We start from the raw sequence: 18485 nt of genomic DNA, 5'->3' as shown, positions 1-18485 counted from the left end.
CCATGCGCGAGGAGCCGTTTCCATGGACAACGAAGAGAAGTTTCTCGACTACCTGAAGCGGGCCACAGCCGATCTGCGCAAGGCCCGGCGACGGGTGCGGGAGCTGGAGGACCGCGACCAGGAGCCGGTGGCGATCGTCGGCATGGGCTGCCGTTTCCCGGGCGGTGTCGGGGACGCGGACGGGTTCTGGCAGCTGCTGGCCACCGGGGTGGACGCGATCTCGGGCTTTCCGGTCGACCGCGGCTGGGACGCCCGGAGCGTCTACGGCACCACACCCGAGTCAGGGGTGTCGACGACACGTCAGGGCGGGTTCGTCTATGACGCGTCGGGATTCGACGCCGACTTCTTCGGGATCAGTCCGCGTGAGGCGCTGGCCATGGATCCGCAGCAGCGGGTTCTGCTCGAAGCGTCCTGGGAGGCCCTGGAGCAGGCCGGGATCGACCCCAGTACCCTGCGCGGCTCGGCAACCGGCGTGTTCGCCGGCGCCGGCTTCTCCGCCTACGGCGCGGCGGTGCCCGCGAGCGACGCCGAAGGCTATGTGGTCACCGGCAACGCCACCAGTGTGATCTCCGGGCGGGTGGCCTACACCCTGGGGCTGGAGGGCCCGGCCGTGACCGTGGACACGGCCTGCTCCTCCTCCCTGGTCGCTCTGCACCTGGCCGCACAGGCGGTGCGGTCGGGCGAGTGCACACTGGCTCTGGCCGGCGGGGTGACGGTGATGGCGGAACCGGGGACCTTCGCCGAGTTCTCCCGGCAGGGCGGCCTCGCCTTCGACGGACGGTGCAAACCGTTCGCCGCCGCAGCCGACGGCACCGGCTGGGGCGAGGGCGTCGGGGTGCTCGTCGTCGAGCGGTTGTCCGACGCGCACCGCAACGGGCACCGGGTGTTGGCTGTCGTTCGTGGCAGTGCGGTGAATCAGGACGGCGCTTCGAACGGTCTGACCGCGCCCAACGGTCCGTCGCAGCAGCGGGTGATCCGGGCCGCGCTGGCCAACGCCCGGCTGTCGGCCACCGAGGTGGACGCGGTCGAGGCGCACGGGACCGGAACCGTACTGGGTGACCCGATCGAGGCGCAGGCGCTGCTGGCGACGTATGGTCAGGACCGGCCCGAGGACCGGCCGTTGTGGCTGGGGTCGGTGAAGTCGAACATCGGCCACACCCAGGCCGCCGCCGGTGTCGCCGGGGTCATCAAGATGGTGCTGGCCCTGCAGCACGGAGTGCTGCCGCGCACCCTGCACGCCGAGGAGCCCTCCCCGTACGTGGACTGGTCGGCCGGGCGCGTCCAGTTGCTGACCGAGCCGGTGCCGTGGCCGGCCGACGGACAGCCGCGCCGGGCCGGCGTCTCGGCCTTCGGCATCAGCGGCACCAACGCCCATGTCATCCTGGAGGAACCGTCGGGTCCGGCTCCCGCCGAGGACCCTTCCGACGCCGAGGCGGCGGCTCCGGCCGCGGCGGCGAAGCTTCCCGTGCTGCAGAGCGAGACGGTGGCCTGGCTGGTATCCGGCCAGAGCGCCGAAGGCCTGCGGGCCCAGGCGTCACGGCTGGCCGCGCACCTGAACGCGCGCCCCGCGACCGCCCCGGTGGACGTGGCCTGGTCACTGGCCACCACCCGCCCGGCCTTGGAGCACCGCGCGGTCGTGCTCGGCGGCCGGCGCGACGAACTGGTCGACGCGGTAACGGCGGTGGCCGGATCGACCCCGTCCGGCGCGGTGGTGACCGGCGTCGCCGAGAGCTCCCGCAGGGTCGTCTTCGTCTTCCCCGGCCAGGGTTCGCAGTGGATCGGGATGGGTCGCGAACTGGCAGCGTCGTCGCCGGTGTTCGCGGCCCGGCTGGCGGAGTGCGGGCGGGCGCTGGCTCCGTACGTGGACTGGTCGCTGGACGACGTCCTTGCCGGTCGCGACGGTGCGCCGGGCTTCGACCGGGTCGACGTGGTGCAACCGGTGCTGTGGGCCGTGATGGTCTCGCTCGCCGAACTGTGGCAGGCCGCCGGGGTGAGGCCCGACGCCGTGGTGGGGCATTCGCAGGGCGAGATCGCGGCCGCGGTCGTCGCCGGAATCCTCTCCCTGGACGATGCGGCGAGGGTGGTCGCGTTGCGCAGCCGGGCGCTGATCGCCCTGTCCGGAGCCGGCGGCATGCTGTCGATCGCCGCGTCGAAGGACGCCGTCGCGGCTCGACTGGCTTCGAGCGGTGACCGGCTGTCGGTGGCCGCGGTCAACGGGCCTGCTGCCACGGTGGTCTCCGGTGAGCCCACCTCCCTGGCCGACCTGGCCGCCGAATTCGAGCGGGACGGGGTACGGACCCGACTGCTTCCGGTGGACTACGCCTCGCACGGGCCGCAGGTCGACGCCATTCGCGACGAGGTGCTGAGCCTGCTGGCGGGCATCGTCCCGCAGCCGGCCCGGCTGCCGATGATGTCGGCGATGACCGGCGAGTACCTGGAGGGTCCCGAGGCGGACGCCGGGTACTGGTACGCGAGCCTGCGCGCCCCGGTGCAGTTCTCCCGGGCCGTGGAACTGCTGGGCCGGGCCGAGTACAACGCCTTCGTCGAGGTGTCCGCACACCCGGTGCTGACCACGGCGATCACCGCCCTGTTGGAGACCGACGACCCGACGACCGCGCCGGTGGTGTCCGGCACGCTGCGTCGCGACGACGGCGGTCCGGGCCGGGTACTGACATCCCTCGCCGAGGTGCATGTGCGGGGCGTCGTCGTGGACTGGCCGTCGGTGCTGGCCCAGGGCGAGCGCGTCGACCTGCCGACTTACGCGTTCCAGCGGCGCTACTTCTGGCCGAAGTCGGCTCCGACCGGCGCTTACAACGGCGCCGGGACCGGCCGCATGGACCCGGTCTCGGAAGGCGAAGCCCGGTTCTGGGCCGCTGTCGAGGCCGACGACGTGACCGGCCTGGCCGGTGCGCTGGCGGTGGAGACCGGATGGCCGTTCAGCGACGTCGTCCCGGCGATGGCCTCCTGGCGTCGCCGGGAGCGCGAGCAGTCGGCGGTGGCCGACTGGCGCTACCAGGTGGCCTGGATACCGGTCGCCGAGCCCGGTCCGGCCACGCTGACGGGAACCTGGCTGGTCCTGGTCCCGACGGATGCGGACGAGGACCTGACCGCTGCAGTCCTACAGGCCCTGTCCGCCCGTGGCGCCGAGGCCGTCACCCTGCGGATCGCCCCGGACGCGCTCGACCGCGAGACGCTCGCCCTTCGGATCACGTCGGCCGCCGGCTCGGACACGGCGCCGGCCGGGGTGGTCTCGCTGCTGGCACTGGACGAGGCGCCGCTGGCCGAACAGCCCGTCGTGGCCGGAGGCCTGGCGGGCACCCTCGGACTGGTGCAGGCGCTCGGTGACGCCGGGATCGCCTCCCCGCTGTGGCTGCTCAGCCGGGGGGCGGTTGCGGCGGGGACGGACGAGGAACTGACCAACCCGGTGCAGGCGCAGGTGTGGGGTCTGGGCCGAGTCGCGGGCCTGGAGCACCCGGACCGGTGGGGTGGCCTGATCGATCTCCCGCCGGTACTCGACGAGCGGTCCGCCGAGCGACTCGGCGCTGTGCTGGCCGGATGCGGTGAGGACCAGGTGGTGATCCGCCCCAGTGGCATCCGGTCCCGACGGCTCGTCAGGTCGGCCGGTACCCGGACCGACACCGAACAGCCCTGGACGGCGCGCGGGAGCGTGCTGCTGACCGGGGCCAGTGGCGCGATCGGACCGGACCTGGCTGCCTGGCTGTCCCGTTCGCAGGTTCCGCACGCGGTGCTCGCCAGTCGCAGGGGCCCGCATACCCCTGGGGCCGCGATCCTGGCGGCGACCATGGCCGAGGCCGGCACCGCGGTGACCCTGGCCGGGTGCGATGTGGCGGACCGGGACCAGGTCGCCGGACTGCTGCACTGGATCCCCACGGTGGCAGCCCCGCTGTCGGTGGTGATCCACGCGGCGGTGGCCGTCGAGCTGACCCCGCTGAAGGATGTGGATCTCGCCGAACTTGCCCTCGCCTCCAGCGCCAAGGTCGCCGGTGCGGCCCACCTGGACGAACTGACCGCGGATCTGGACCTCGACGCCTTCGTCCTGTTCTCCTCGATCACCGCCACCTGGGGCGTCAGCGACCACGGCTCCTACGCGGCCGCCAACGCCTACCTGGACGCGCTGGCCGAGAACCGGCGCTCCCGCGGCCTGCCCGCGACCTCGGTGGCCTGGGGTGTCTGGGACTCGGGCAGCCGCTTCGACGAGATCCCCGCAGCGCCGCAGGCTGATCCGTCGGCCCAGCCGGAGGCGCCGGTCCATGCCGCGGAGTGGCTTCCGCAGAGCCTGGTCCCGGACCGCTTGCGGCGTCAGGGCCTGCGGTTGCTGGACCCGGACCGGGCCCTGCTGGCGCTCGGTCAGGTACTGGCCGCCGACGAGACCGTACTGGCCGTCGCCGACGTCGACTGGCCCCGGTTCTCCGCCGTGTTCAACGCGGCCCGGTCCTGGCGGCTGCTGGACGAGATACCCGAGGCCCGGCAGTCGGTGGCCGAGCCCGGCGCCGTCGCGGTGTCGGGCGAGGCGGCCGAGCTGCTGGCCCGCCTGCTCGGAGTGTCGTCGGTGCAGCGCGAGCGGATCGTGACGGAGCTGGTGCGCGGACACGCCGCCGCCGTCCTGGGGCACAGCTCGCCGAACGCGGTCCAGGCCGGACGAGCCTTCCGGGACATGGGCTTCGACTCGCTGACGGCGGTCGAACTGCGCAGTCGGCTGAACCGGGCCACCGGCCTGCAGCTGCCCTCGACCGTGGTGTTCGACTATCCGTCACCGGTGATGCTGGCAAGGCAGATCCTGGCCCAGTTGATCGGCGCGGCTGCTCTGACGCCGGACGAGTCACGGGTGACCCCGGTGTCGTCGGCCGACCCGGTGGTGATCGTGGGGATGGGCTGCCGCTTCCCCGGCGGCGCGGACACCCCCGAGGCGCTGTGGGAGCTGCTGGCCACCGGCGCGGACGCGATAGCTGGCTTCCCGGCCGACCGCGGCTGGGACGGAGCGCTCGGCCTGGCCGACGCCGGCTCGGGGGAGTCGTCGTACGTCCCCGAGGGCGGCTTCATCGCCGGGATGGCCGACTTCGATCCGGCGTTCTTCCGGATCAGCCCGCGTGAGGCGCTGGGCATGGACCCGCAGCAGCGCCTGCTGCTGGAGACCTCCTGGGAGGCCCTGGAACGGACCGGAATCGACCCGGCGACCCTGCGGTCCTCGCTGACCGGCGTCTTCACCGGCGCCTCCTCCTCGGGGTACGCCGGCCAGGCGGGCTTCGGGGCCGGGGTGGAGGGCTCCGAGGGCCATCTGATGATCGGCAACCTGACCAGCGTGATCTCCGGCCGGGTCTCCTACACCCTGGGGCTGGAGGGCCCTGCGGTGACGGTGGACACGGCCTGCTCGTCGGCCCTTGTCTCGCTGCACCTGGCCGCGCAGGCGCTGCGCGGCGGCGAATGCGACCTGGCGCTCGCCGGTGGCGTCATGGTGATCACCGACCCCACCGAGTTCATCGGCTTCTCCCAGCAGGGCGCGCTCGCGGCCGATGCCCGGTGCAAGGCGTTCTCGGCCGACGCGGACGGGATGAGTCTGGCCGAGGGCGTCGGCATGCTGGTGCTGGAACGGCTCTCGGACGCCCGCCGGAACGGGCACCCGGTCCTGGCGGTGGTCGCCGGCAGCGCGGTGAACCAGGACGGCGCCTCCAACGGACTCTCCGCGCCCAACGGTCCGTCGCAGCAGCGGGTGATCCGCGCGGCCCTGGCCAACGCCGGGCTGCAACCGGGCGACATCGACGTGATCGAGGCCCACGGCACCGGCACCGCGCTCGGCGACCCGATCGAGGCCCAGGCCATCCTGGCCACCTACGGTCAGGACCGGCCGGAGGACCGGCCGTTGCTGCTGGGTTCGGTGAAGTCGAACATCGGCCACACCCAGCAGGCTGCCGGCGCAGCCGGGATCATCAAGATGGTGCTGGCCCTGCAGCACGGCCTGGTGCCGGCCACCCTGCACGCTGACGTGCCGTCACCGCACGTGGACTGGAGCGCGGGGCATGTCCGGTTGCTGCAGCAGTCGGCGCAGTGGCCCGCCACCCGGCCCGACCAGAAGCCACGCCGGGCCGCAGTTTCGGCCTTCGGGATCAGCGGCACCAACGCCCACCTGATTCTTGAGGAGCCGCCGCAGGTTGAGCCGGTATTGGCCGACGCCTCTGAAAGCATGCACGGCGCCGAGCAGTTGGAGCCCCGGGTGCTCACCCCCGGATCCCTGGCCTGGCTGGTGTCGGGACACACCCCGGACGGCCTGACCGACCAGGCCCGGCGACTGTCGGCCCACCTCGACGCCAATCCAGAGCTCGAACCGACGGATATCGGCCGGTCGCTGGCCACAACCCGCACAGCCCTCGACCACCGGGCGGTGGTGCTCGGTGAGTCGCGGGACGAGCTGGCAGCGGGGTTGTCGGCGCTGGTGGCGGGTGCGCCGTCGGCCGGGGTGGTGACGGGGACTGTGGTCGCTGCTGGTCCGGTGGTGTTTGTCTTCCCGGGTCAGGGTGGTCAGTGGGTCGGTATGGGGCAGGAACTGGCGCGGACGAGTCCGGTGTTCGCGGCTCGGTTGGCGGAGTGCGGGGAGGCGCTGGCTCCCTATGTCGACTGGGATCTGGCGGAGGTGCTGACTGCCGGTCCTGATGCTCCCGGGTTGTCGCGGCTGGATGTGGTGCATCCGGTGCTGTGGGCGGTGATGGTGTCGTTGGCGGCGGTGTGGGAGGCCGCTGGGGTGCGTGCGGATGCGGTGATCGGTCACAGTCAGGGTGAGATCGCGGCTGCGTGTGTGGCCGGAGTGTTGTCGCTCTCCGATGGTGCGCGGGTGGTGGCGCGTCGGGGTCAGGCGATGACTGCTCTGGCGGGCAGGGGTGGTGTGCTGTCGATCGCCGCGACCCTGGAGGCCGTGGAAGCCCGGTTGCGGGACGGGGACGGTCGGCTCTCCGTGGCGACGGTGAACGGTCCTGAGGCTGTGACGGTGTCCGGTGCGGTCGATGCCTTGCAGGCGCTGGCGGCCGACTGCGAGCGCGACGGAGTTCGAGCGCGGTTCGTGCCGATGGACTACGCCCCGCACGGCCCCCAGGTGGAGCAGATCTGGGAGGAGATCCTGGCCGCCCTGGAGGGGATCACCCCTGGTCCGGCTCTGATTCCGATGGTGTCCGGGATGACCGGCGACTATCTGGACGGCACGGAGGCCGGTCCGGAGTACTGGTACGCCAGTCTGCGCTCGACGGTGCAATTCGCTCGTGGAGTAGAGAAGTTGGGCCGGGACGGCTATGGAGTCTTCATCGAGGTCTCCCCGCATCCGGTCCTGACGACGGCGATGGCCGCCACCCTGGAGACCATCGAGGCACCGGCACCGGTGGTCACCGGGACGCTGCGCCGCGACGACGGCGGCCCGGCCCGACTGCTGGCCTCCCTCGCCGAGATCCACGTCCATGGCGTCCCGGTCGACTGGACGTCAGTTCTGCCTGATGGAAACCGGATTGACCTGCCGACCTACGCCTTCCAGCGTCAGCGGTACTGGCCCAAGCCGGGGGTGGCCACTGCGGCCGGGGCGAATGCTCTGGGCCTGGGTGCGGCCAACCATCCGCTGCTGGGCGCGGCGGTTGAGCTGGCAGGCGGCCAAGGACTGCTGTTCACCGGACGGTTGTCCCTGCGGACTCAACCCTGGCTGGGCGACCATGCGATCGCCGGAACCGTCCTGCTGCCCGGGACGGCCTTTGTGGAGCTCGCCGTCCGGGCCGGGTACCAGGCCGGTTGCCCCCGGATCGAGGAACTGACCCTGGCCGCACCGCTGGTACTGCCGCCCGAGGGTGCGGTCCGAGTCCAGGTGACCGTGAGCGCAGCGGACGAGCGGGGTCACCGGTCGGTCGAGGTGTACGGCCAGGCCGAGAGTGGGGCCGACGACGGGGCCTGGACCCGGCACGCCGCCGGTCTGCTGGCCCCGGCCACCGCGCCGGTGGACCGCGGGGCCGACGACTTCCAGGTCTGGCCGCCGGAGGGCGCCGAAGCGGTCGACCTCACCGGCCGGTACGAGGCACAGGCCGAGGGCGGCTACGGATTCGGGCCGACGTTCCGTGGGCTGCGCGCGGCCTGGCGGCGCGGGGGCGACATCTTCGCCGAGGTCGCCCTGCCCGAGGATGCGACCGACGACGCGGCCGGCTACGGCCTGCACCCGGCCCTGCTCGACGCCTCCCTGCACGCCGCCGGCCTGGCAGGACCCGCCTGGACCGGCCCCGTCGCAGCCGGCGGACACGAGGTCCTTCTGCCCTTCGCCTGGAACGGGCTGTCCCTCTACGCGGTCGGTGCGTCCCGGCTGCGGGTCCGGCTGCGGCAGAACGCTGACAGCGGTGGGATCTCGCTCGTCGCGGCCGACACCACCGGTGCCGTCGTGGTCTCCGCCGATTCGCTGGTGCTGCGCCCGGTCGCCGCCGGAGCCCTGCGACCGGCCGCGGACGCACTCGACGACGCCTTGTTCGCCGTCGACTGGACGACGCAGGTCAGCGCCGTCCCGCCTGCCGCCACCGCGGTCCGGGCCGTCATCGGTGCCGACCCCTTCGGCCTGACTGCCGGCCTCTCCGCCACCGGCACCCCCGCACAGGCCTACGGCGACCTCAGTTCCCTGGCCCAGGCCGTCGACGCCGGAGTGCCCACCCCCGACCTCGTCCTCATCAGCGTCGACGGCACTGCGGACGCCGCCGAGCCGGCGCAGTCCGCCCGGAAGCTGACCGCTGACCTGCTCCAACTGCTCCAACAGTGGCTGGCCCTGGACGCGTTGGCGTCGGCCCGCCTGGTGGTCGTCACGCGTGGGGCCGTCGCCACCGAAGCCGGGGCGAAGGTTGCCGATCTGGCTGCCGCGGCCGCGTGGGGCCTGGTGCTCTCCGCCCAGTCGGAGAACCCGGACCGGCTGATCCTGGCCGATCTGCCCGCCACCGTGAGTGCCACCGACAGCGACGCCGTCGCCGTGCTCGCCGCAGCGCTGGGCTCCGGCGAACCCCAACTCGCCGTCCGTGACGGCGCCGCGCGCGGACGACGGCTGGTGCGCTCGGCCGCTCCTCCGCTGACCCCGCCGAGCAGCGGCCCCTGGCGGCTGGACGCCCCCGAGAAGGGCACCCTGTCCGGCCTGGCCCTGGTGCCGTACCCGGAGGCGGCTCTGCCGCTGCAGGCGGGCGAGGTCCGGATCGCGGTTCGCGCCGTCGGTCTGAACTTCCGTGATGTCCTGATCGCGCTCGGCATGTACCCGGTGGAGGCGCTGGTCGGCACGGAGATCGCCGGCATCGTCACCGAGACCGGCCCCGGGGCGACCCGGCTGAGTGTCGGGGACCGGGTGCTCGGGATGGCGGCCGGCGGGGCCGGCCCGCTCACCGTCACCGACGCCCGGCTGCTGACCCGGATGCCGTCCGGCTGGTCCTTCGCCGTGGCGGCCACCGTACCGATCGCCTACTCCACCGCCTGGTACGCCCTGGTCGACCTCGCCACGGCCAGGCCCGGACAGCGGCTGCTGGTGCACGCGGCGGCCGGCGGGGTCGGCACAGCGGCGGTCGCAGTGGGCCGGCACCTGGGCCTCGACGTCTACGCCACCGCCGGTCCGGCCAAATGGGCCGCACTGCGGGCCATGGGTCTGGACGACGACCACATCGCCTCCTCCCGCACCGCCGAGTTCGAAGCCGCCTTCCTGGCCGCCACTGGTGGCGAAGGCATGGACATCGTCCTCAACGCCCTGGCCGGGGAGTTGACCGACGCGTCACTGCGGCTGCTGCCCCGCGGCGGCACCTTCCTGGAGATGGGCAAGACCGACGTCCGCGACCCGGACGAACTCGCCCGGGACCACCCGGGCGTCGACTACCGGGCCTTCGTCACCGGGGAGGCCACCCCGGAGCGACTCACCGACATCCTCGCCACGACCACCGAGCTGCTGGAGGCCGGCACCCTGGCCATGCTGCCGATGCAGGTCTGGGATGTGCGCCGGGCGCCGGAGGCGTTCCGGTTCATGAGCCAGGCCCGGCACGTGGGCAAGATCGTGCTGACCGTCCCGCCCGACCCTGCCGCCGTTCGCCCGCCCGGCACGGTGCTGATCACCGGTGGGACCGGGACCCTGGGCGGCCTGGTCGCCCGGCATCTGGCCGCGACCGGACGTGCCGACCGGGTGGTGCTCACCAGCCGCTCCGGACCGGCCGCTCGCGGCGCCGCCGTGCTGGCCGCGGATCTGGCCTCGGCCGGTCTCGGCGTGCAGATCACCGCCGGTGACGCCGCCGACCGCACCGCGCTGGCCACGGTGCTGGCCGGTATCCCGGCAGGGGCGAGGCTGACCGGAGTCGTCCACACCGCCGGTGTGCTCGACGACGGCGTGATCGAGTCGCTGACTCCCCCTCGGATCGATGCGGCGCTGCGCCCCAAGGCCGACGCCGCTTGGAACCTGCACCAGCTCACCCAGGGCCTGGACCTGGACGTCTTCGTTCTCTTCTCGGCCGGCGCCGCGACCTTCGGCGCCGCCGGTCAGGGCAACTACGCCGCCGCGAACGCCTTCCTCGACGCGCTCGCCGCGCACCGGCTGGCGGCCGGGCTGCCCGCAGTCGCTCTGGCCTGGGGTCTGTGGGCGGACGCCAGCACCATGACCGAGAATCTCAGTGCCCAGGATGTGCAGAGGATCGCCCAGGGCGGCGTCGGCGCCCTCAGCGCCGAACAGGGGCTCGGGCTGCTGGACCTGTCCCTGGGCCGGGGCGACGCCCTGCTGGTCCCGGCCAGGATCGACGTGGCCGGGATCCGGGCGCAGGCCGCGCTGGGCGCCGAGCTCGCCCCGCTGTGGCGGACGCTCACCGGCGGGCCGACCCGGCCGCCGATGGCGGCCGCCGCAGGGGCGCGCGGCGGATCGGCCGCAGAGGCGCTGCGGCAGCAGCTGGCTGCAGCCTCCGGACCGGACCGGGACCGGCTGCTCCTGGATCTGGTCCGCGGCCATGTCGCCGCCGTGCTCGGACACGCCTCGCCCGAGGCGGTCGAGCCGCGCCGGGCCTTCCGCGACCTGGGATTCGACTCGCTGACCTCGGTCGAGCTGCGCAACCGGCTCTCCACCGCCATCGGCCTGCGGCTGCCGGCCACGGTGGTGTTCGACCATCCCTCGTCGGCCGCCCTGGCCGACCACCTGCGCGTCACGCTTCTGGGCGAGGGAGCACTGCTGACGGCAGCTCCGGCCGCGACCGTCGCGACCGGGGAACCGATCGCCATCGTGGCCATGAGCTGCCGTTTCCCCGGCGGCGTCCAGGACCCCGAGGGCTTCTGGGACCTGCTGGCGGCCGGCACCGACGCGATCTCCCCGCTGCCGCGCGACCGGGGCTGGGACGCCGCCGGGCTGGCCGACCAGGACCCCGGCAACGCCGCCGGTGTGAGCACCGGGCAGGGCGGATTCATCAGCGGCGCCACCGACTTCGACCCCGGGTTCTTCGGGATCAGCCCGCGCGAGGCCCTGGCCATGGACCCGCAGCAGCGGCTGCTGCTGCAGACCTCCTGGGAGGCGCTGGAGCGGGCCGGTCTCGACCCGGCCACCATGCGCGGCTCCGCCACCGGCGTCTACGTGGGCGCGGCGTTCTCCGGCTACGGAGCCGGACTGCCGGTCGAACTGGCCGGACACATGATGACCGGCACCGCGGCCAGCGTGATGTCCGGACGGATCTCCTACACGCTGGGCCTCGAAGGGCCCGCGGTCACCATCGACACCGCCTGCTCCTCCTCGCTGGTGGCCCTGCACCTGGCGGTGTCCGCGCTGCGGGCCGGGGAGTGCACCATGGCCCTGGCCGGCGGAGCCACGATCATGGCGACGCCGGGCGGCCTGGTCAGCTTCTCCCAGCAGCAGGCCCTGGCCGCCGACGGACGGTGCAAGGCGTTCTCGACCTCGGCCGACGGCATGGGCATGGCCGAGGGCGCCGGCATGCTGGTGATCGAGCGGCTCTCCGACGCCCAGCGGAACGGACATCCGGTGCTGGCGGTGATCCGCGGCAGCGCGATGAACCAGGACGGTGCCTCCAACGGTCTGACCGCCCCCAACGGCCCCTCCCAGCAACGCGTCATCCGGGCCGCGCTCGCCAACGCCCGGCTGTCCCCGGCCGACGTGGACGTGATCGAGGCCCATGGCACCGGCACCGAACTGGGCGACCCGATCGAGGCCCAGGCGCTGCTGTCCACTTACGGGCAGGACCGTCCGGAGGGGCAGCCGGTCTGGCTCGGCTCGGTGAAGACCAACATCGGCCACACCCAGTGCGCCGCCGGGGCGGCAAGCGTGATGAAGATGGTGCTGGCGCTGCAGCACCAGGAACTGCCGCGCAGCCTGTACGCCGACCGGCCGTCCACCCATGTGGACTGGACCGAGGGCGACATCCGGCTGCTGGCCGAGGCCCGGCCGTGGCCGGTGAACGGGCGGGTGCGCCGGGCCGGGGTGTCGTCGTTCGGGATCAGCGGGACCAATGTCCACCTCCTGATCGAGGAGGCTCCCGCCCCGGTCCCGCCGATCGAGGACGAGGCCGGTGCCGGGACCCTCCCGGTGCTCACCGGATCCGTCACCGCATGGCCGGTTTCGGGCCGCACCGCTGCCGGGCTGGCCCGTCAGGCCGGCCGGCTGGCCGAACTCGTCACGGGTGAGCCCGCGTTGGACATCGAGGAAGTGGCCTGGTCGCTGGTCACCAGCCGGTCGGCGTTCGAGCACCGGGCCGTGGTCACCGGGCGCAACCGGGAGGAACTGCTGTCGGGCCTCTCGGCGGTGACCGCCGGACTGCCGGCCGCAGGAGCTGTCACCGGGGCTGTCCCGGCGGGCGGCGGCACCGGCCGGGTGGTGTTCGTCTTCCCGGGCCAGGGCTCGCAGTGGGTCGGCATGGGCCGCGAGTTGGCGGCGGCGTCGCCGGTGTTCGCGGCGCGGCTGGCCGAGTGCGGCCAGGCGCTGTCGGCCTTTGTGGACTGGTCTCTGAGTGACGTGCTGAACGGCACGGAGGGTGCGCCGGGCCTGGACCGGGTCGACGTGGTCCAACCCGTGCTGTGGGCCGTGATGGTGTCCCTGGCCGCGTTCTGGCAGGCCGCCGGGGTGAATCCGGACGCGGTCGTCGGTCACAGCCAGGGCGAGATCGCCGCAGCGGTGGTCGCCGGAATCCTCGGCCTGGAGGACGGCGCCAGGATCGTGGCGTTGCGCAGCCGGGCGCTGACAGCGCTTGCGGGCCGCGGCGGGATGCTTTCCGTCGCGGAGTCCGCGGACGAGGCCGAGGCGCGGGCGGAACAGTGGGACGGCCGGGTGTCGGTGGCCGCCGTCAACGGACCCGGTGCGACGGTTGTCTCGGGTGATGTCGACGCGCTGGCGGAGATGCTGGTCGACTGCGAGCGGGACGGCGTCCGGGCCCGGATGCTGCCGGTGGACTACGCCTCGCACGGCCCCCAGGTCGACGAACTCCGCGAGGAGATCCTGAACCTGCTGGAAGGCGTCGCCCCGCGACCGGGCCGGGTGCCGATGGTGTCGGCGCTGACCGGAGAGTTCCTGGCCGGGGCGGAACTGGACGCCGGTTACTGGTACGCCAGCCTGCGGGGGAGCGTGCAGTTCTCCCGGGCGATCGAGGTACTCGGCCGGGCCGCGTACGGGGTGTTTGTCGAGGCCTCCGCGCACCCGGTCCTCACCGCCCCTATCACCGCCACCCTCGAAGGCTTCGTGCCCGCCGCCGACCCCGTGGTCACCGGCACCCTGCGCCGGGACGACGGCGGCCCGGCCCGGGCACTGGCCTCGCTGGCCGAGGTGCATGTGCGCGGCGTCGCGGTCGACTGGACCGCAGTGCTGGCCGAGGCCGAGCGGGTGGACCTGCCGACCTATGCATTTGAGTCGCAGCGGTTCTGGCCGGAGCCGGTCGGATCCGGCACGGGGGACTTCAGCTCCGCCGGTCTCTCGGCCGTCGGCCATCCGCTGCTGGGCGCGAGCGTCGAACTGGCGGACGGCGAGGGACTGGTCGTCACCGGGAGGCTGTCGCTGCGGGCGCAGCCCTGGCTGGCCGACCACACGGTCGCCGGGATCGTGGTGCTGCCCGGCACGGCGCTCGCCGAACTCGCGGTCGTGGCCGGCCACCAGGCCGGCTGCCCCAGGATCGAGAAGCTCACCCTGACCGCGCCGCTGGTGCTGTCCGCCGATCATCCGACCCAGGTCCAGATCACCGTCGGCGCCGCAGAGGACGGTCCCGAGTCCGAGCGGCGGACCGTCCAGATCTACGCCCGCTCCGAGAACCCCGGCGACCCGCTGAACGAACCGGCCGACAACGCGCCGGCCTGGACCTGGCACGCCAGCGGCGTGCTCGCTCCGGCCCGCCCGGCCGAGCCCGCGCTGACCCGGGCGTTCCTCAACTGGCCTCCTGCCGACGCCGAACCGATCGACCTCACCGGTCTCGCAGCCGTCCGGTCCGCCGCCGGGCACGGATGCGGCCCGGCCTTCCGGGGTCTGCGGGCGGCCTGGCGGCACGGTGACGAGATCGTCGCCGAGGTCGCGCTGCCGGAGCCGTTCTCCGCCGGCGCCGGCGCTTTCGGACTCCACCCGGCCCTGCTGGACGCCGCCTTCCAGGCCACGGCACTGTTCGCCGAAGCCGAGGAGACTCGCATTCCGTTCTCCTGGACCGATGTCTCGGTGTACGCGCCGGGTGCGTCCCGATTGCGGGTCCGGCTCCGCCCCAACTCAGACGACCCGGGCTCCGACGGCTGGTCGCTGACCGCAACGGACGGTACCGGAACGCCGGTCGCGTCCGTCGGCTCGCTGGTGCTGCGGCCGGTGACGGCCGGTCAGCTCCGGATTGCCGGGAACACCCTGCGCGACGCCCTGTTCGGCATGGCCTGGCTGCCGGTTCCCGATCCCACCGTCGCGGTCACCGGTCCCTGGGCGGTGGCCGGGACCGACCTGGTCGGACTTGGTGCCGGACTGCGAGCGGTCGGCGCCACCGTGGCCGACCATCCGGACCTGGACGCGTTGGCCGCCGCCGTCGAGGCCGGTGAATCCGTCCCGCAGCTCGTCGTCGCCTGCCTGGAGACGGCGGGAAGCACGGGCGAGGAACCGGGCGCGGCCGTCCGCCGAGTCATCGGGGATGTCCAAGCCCTGGTCCAGCGGTGGCTGGCGCTCGAACCGCTGGCCGGCGCCCGCCTGGTGCTGGTGACCCGGGGAGCGGTGGCGACCGGACCGGAGCAGCCCGCGCCGGAGCTGACCGGGGCCGCGGTCTGGGGCCTGGTTCGCTCGGCCCAGGCGCAGCACCCCGGCCGACTGATCCTGGCCGACCTCGCCGTCGAGAACCCCGACGGCAGCTCCGACGACCGGCTGAGCATGCTGGCCGCGTCGCTGACCTCGGACGAGCCCGAACTCGCCCTGCGCGGCGACACGGTCTACGGACGGCGGCTGACCCGCCCGGCCGGAGGCACCGTCCCCGCCAAGCCACCCGTCGGGCACACACCGGGCACGGTCCTGGTCACCGGCGGACCCGGGACGGCGGCGGCCCGTGCCGCCCGTCACCTGGCCAGGACCGGCCGGGCCACGGCGGTGACCGTGGCCACCCGGCCGGGCCCAGCCGCTCGCGGTGCCGCCGTTCTGGCTGCCGAGCTCGCCGAGGCCGGTGCCGAGGCGCGGATCACAGCGGCTGACGCCGTCGATCGCGCCGCCGTGGCCGGACTGCTGGCCGGCCGATCCGGGGCACCGCTGACGATGGTGATCCATGAGGCCGAGGACGGCGACGCCCTGAGCGCGCCCGACGCGGCCTGGAACCTGCACCGGCTCACCGCCGGTCTCGACCTGGATGCGTTCGTTCTGTTCTCCACCCTCACCGCCGTCCTCGGCAGCCCCGGAGCGACCGACCGGGCAAGCGCCCACGCCGGTTTCCTGGAGGCACTGGCGGCTCACCGTCGCTCGGCCGGACTCCCCGCCGTCGCCCTGGCCTGGGGGCCGTCTGGTGACGGAGCCTCGGACGCCGACGGGCGCCCGGCCACGATCACCGATCTCACCGAGGGCGACGCGCTGGCGCTGCTCGACCTGGTGCTGGAACGCGACGAGGGCTTCCTGGTTCCGGCGCGGCTGAACCTGGCGCGGCTGCGGGCCAAGGGGGGTTCGGAGCAGGGCCGAGACGCCGCTCCGGTGTGGCGCGCTCTGTCCGTGGTCGCGGCGGAGCCGGAGAACGACCGCTCCCAGGTGGCCGAGGCCCTGCGCGGGCAACTGGCGGCGCTGACGGCCGAGGAGCAGACCCGGATGCTGCTCACCCTGGTCCGGGGCCACGTGGCCGCCGTCCTCGGCCAGGGCTCGCCCGAGGCGATCGAACCCCGCCGGGCCTTCAGCGACCTCGGGTTCGACTCGATGATCGCGGTCGAGTTGCGCAACCGGCTGAACGCGGCGACCGGCCTGAAGCTGCCCGCCACGGTCGTCTTCGACCACCCCACCACGGCGGCGGTGGCCGAGTACCTGCGCGACAGCCTGGTGCTCGACGGCGCCGGCGGCGTCGACGCCGAGGAGGAGACGCTTCGGCGGATCCTGGCGACCACCGCGATGTCCCGGTTCCGCGACGCCGGGATCCTGGACGCCCTGCTCCGTCTGGCCGATCCCGACAGCGGAACCCCGGAGCCAGGCGGCGGCACCCGCGCCGAGTCCATCGACGGCCTCGACGCCGAGAGCCTGGTCCGGATGGCGCTGGATTCCGAAAGCGCTGACTACTGATGCTCCTGATGCTCCGTCATACGTGGAGGTTGTCGTAATGGCCATGCCTGCGGACAAGGTTCTCGATGCCTTGCGGGCCTCCCTCAAGGAGACGGATCGGCTTCGCCGGCGCAACCGGCAGTTGACCGCCTCGTCCTGGGAGCCGATCGCGATCGTCGGCATGGGCTGCCGCTTTCCGGGCGGGGTGAACAACCCGGAGGAACTCTGGGACCTGGTGGCCGCCGAGGGTGACGCGATCACCGGATTCCCCGAGGACCGCGGCTGGGAGGCCGTCCTCTCGGGCACCGAGACCACCTATGTCAGGACCGGCGGGTTCGTCCAGGACGCGCCCCGGTTCGACCCCGGCTTCTTCGGCATCAGCCCGCGTGAGGCCCTGGCCATGGACCCGCAGCAGCGCTTGCTGCTCGAAGTCACCTGGGAGACCCTCGAACAGGCCGGGATCGACCCGGCGGCACTGCGCGGTTCCAGCACCGGTGTCTTCGCCGGCGGCACCAACTCCGGTTACGGCGTGAGCGTGGCCGGTATCGAGGGTACCGAGGGCTACATGCTCACCGGTGGCCTGACCGCGGTGATCTCCGGCCGGATCTCCTACACCCTGGGCCTGGAGGGCCCGGCGGTCACGGTTGACACGGCCTGTTCGTCGGCACTGGTCGCACTCCACCTGGCCTGCCAGTCGCTGCGCTCGCAGGAGTGCTCGATGGCGTTGGCCGGGGCCGTGACCGTACTGGCCAACCCGGACTCCTTCGCCGACTTCGCCGAGCAGGGCGGCCTGGCGGCGGACGGCCGCTGCAAAGCCTTCGCCGGTGCCGCCGACGGCATCGGCTGGAGCGAAGGCGCCGGGATGTTTCTGCTCGAACGGCTCTCCGACGCGCGCCGCAACGGGCATCCGGTGTTGGCGGTGATCCGCGGCAGCGCGGTGAACCAGGACGGCGCCAGCAACGGCCTCTCCGCCCCCAACGGTCCGGCCCAGCAACGGGTCATCCGGGCCGCACTGTCCAACGCCCGGCTGTCGCCGACCGAGGTTGACGCGGTCGAGGCCCACGGGACCGGCACCGTCCTCGGCGACCCGATCGAGGCCCAGGCCATCCTGGCCGCCTACGGGCGCGACCGGACCTCGGAGCGCCCGCTCTGGCTCGGCTCGGTGAAGTCCAACCTCGGCCACACCGGTGCCGCCGCTGGAGCCGCAGGCCTGATCAAGATGGTGCAGGCGCTGCGGCATCAGCAGCTGCCCCGCACCCTGCATGTGGACGAGCCCACGCCCCGGGTGGACTGGTCGGCAGGCGAGGTCCGGCTGCTCACCGACTCCCGGCCCTGGGTCCCCGATGCCGGCGGCGCCACCGGCAAAGCCCGGCTGCGTCGGGCCGGTGTCTCCGCCTTCGGCATCAGCGGCACCAACGCCCACGTCATCGTGGAGGAGGCCCCGGCCGAGGCAACCGCAGCGGTCGAGGGCGATGCGCCCCAAGGCGCTGCTCCGGAGTTGAAGGTCCTCACCGGCCCCGGCACGGCCTGGCTGGTGTCCTCCCGGACGGCCGGCGGGCTGGCCGCCCAGGCAGAGCGGCTGGCCGGGTTCAGCGCGAGGACGGCGGATCTCGACCCCGTCGACGTCGGCTGGTCGCTGGCCACCACCCGCTCGCAGTTCGAGCACCGCGCCGTCGTCATCGGCACGGGCCGCGACGAACTGACCGCCGGCCTGACCGCATTGGCCACCGGCGCCCCGGCGTCCGGCCTGGTCAGCGGAGCGATCCCGGCCGGGGGCGGCTCCGGACGGACC

2 protein-coding genes are annotated in these 18485 nt (G+C 73.5%); both read left to right on the top strand.

Annotated features, from left to right (window positions below; translation table 11 throughout):
* The first annotated feature begins 22 nt into the window (after positions 1-22).
* A complete protein-coding gene (locus TR46_RS44735; protein ID WP_052433284.1) occupies positions 23-16714 on the top strand; it encodes a type I polyketide synthase in 16692 nt (5563 codons plus the stop codon).
* 37 nt (positions 16715-16751) lie between these two features.
* The coding region (locus tag TR46_RS32270) for a type I polyketide synthase (RefSeq protein WP_161790241.1) at positions 16752-18485 on the top strand (1734 nt) is incomplete at its 3' end.

The sequence above is a fragment of the Streptacidiphilus carbonis genome (assembly GCF_000787775.1).
Taxonomy (GTDB): Bacteria; Actinomycetota; Actinomycetes; order Streptomycetales; family Streptomycetaceae; genus Streptacidiphilus; species Streptacidiphilus carbonis.
Note: the sequence above shows the minus strand (reverse complement) of the source record. Positions and strands in the feature narration are given on the sequence as shown.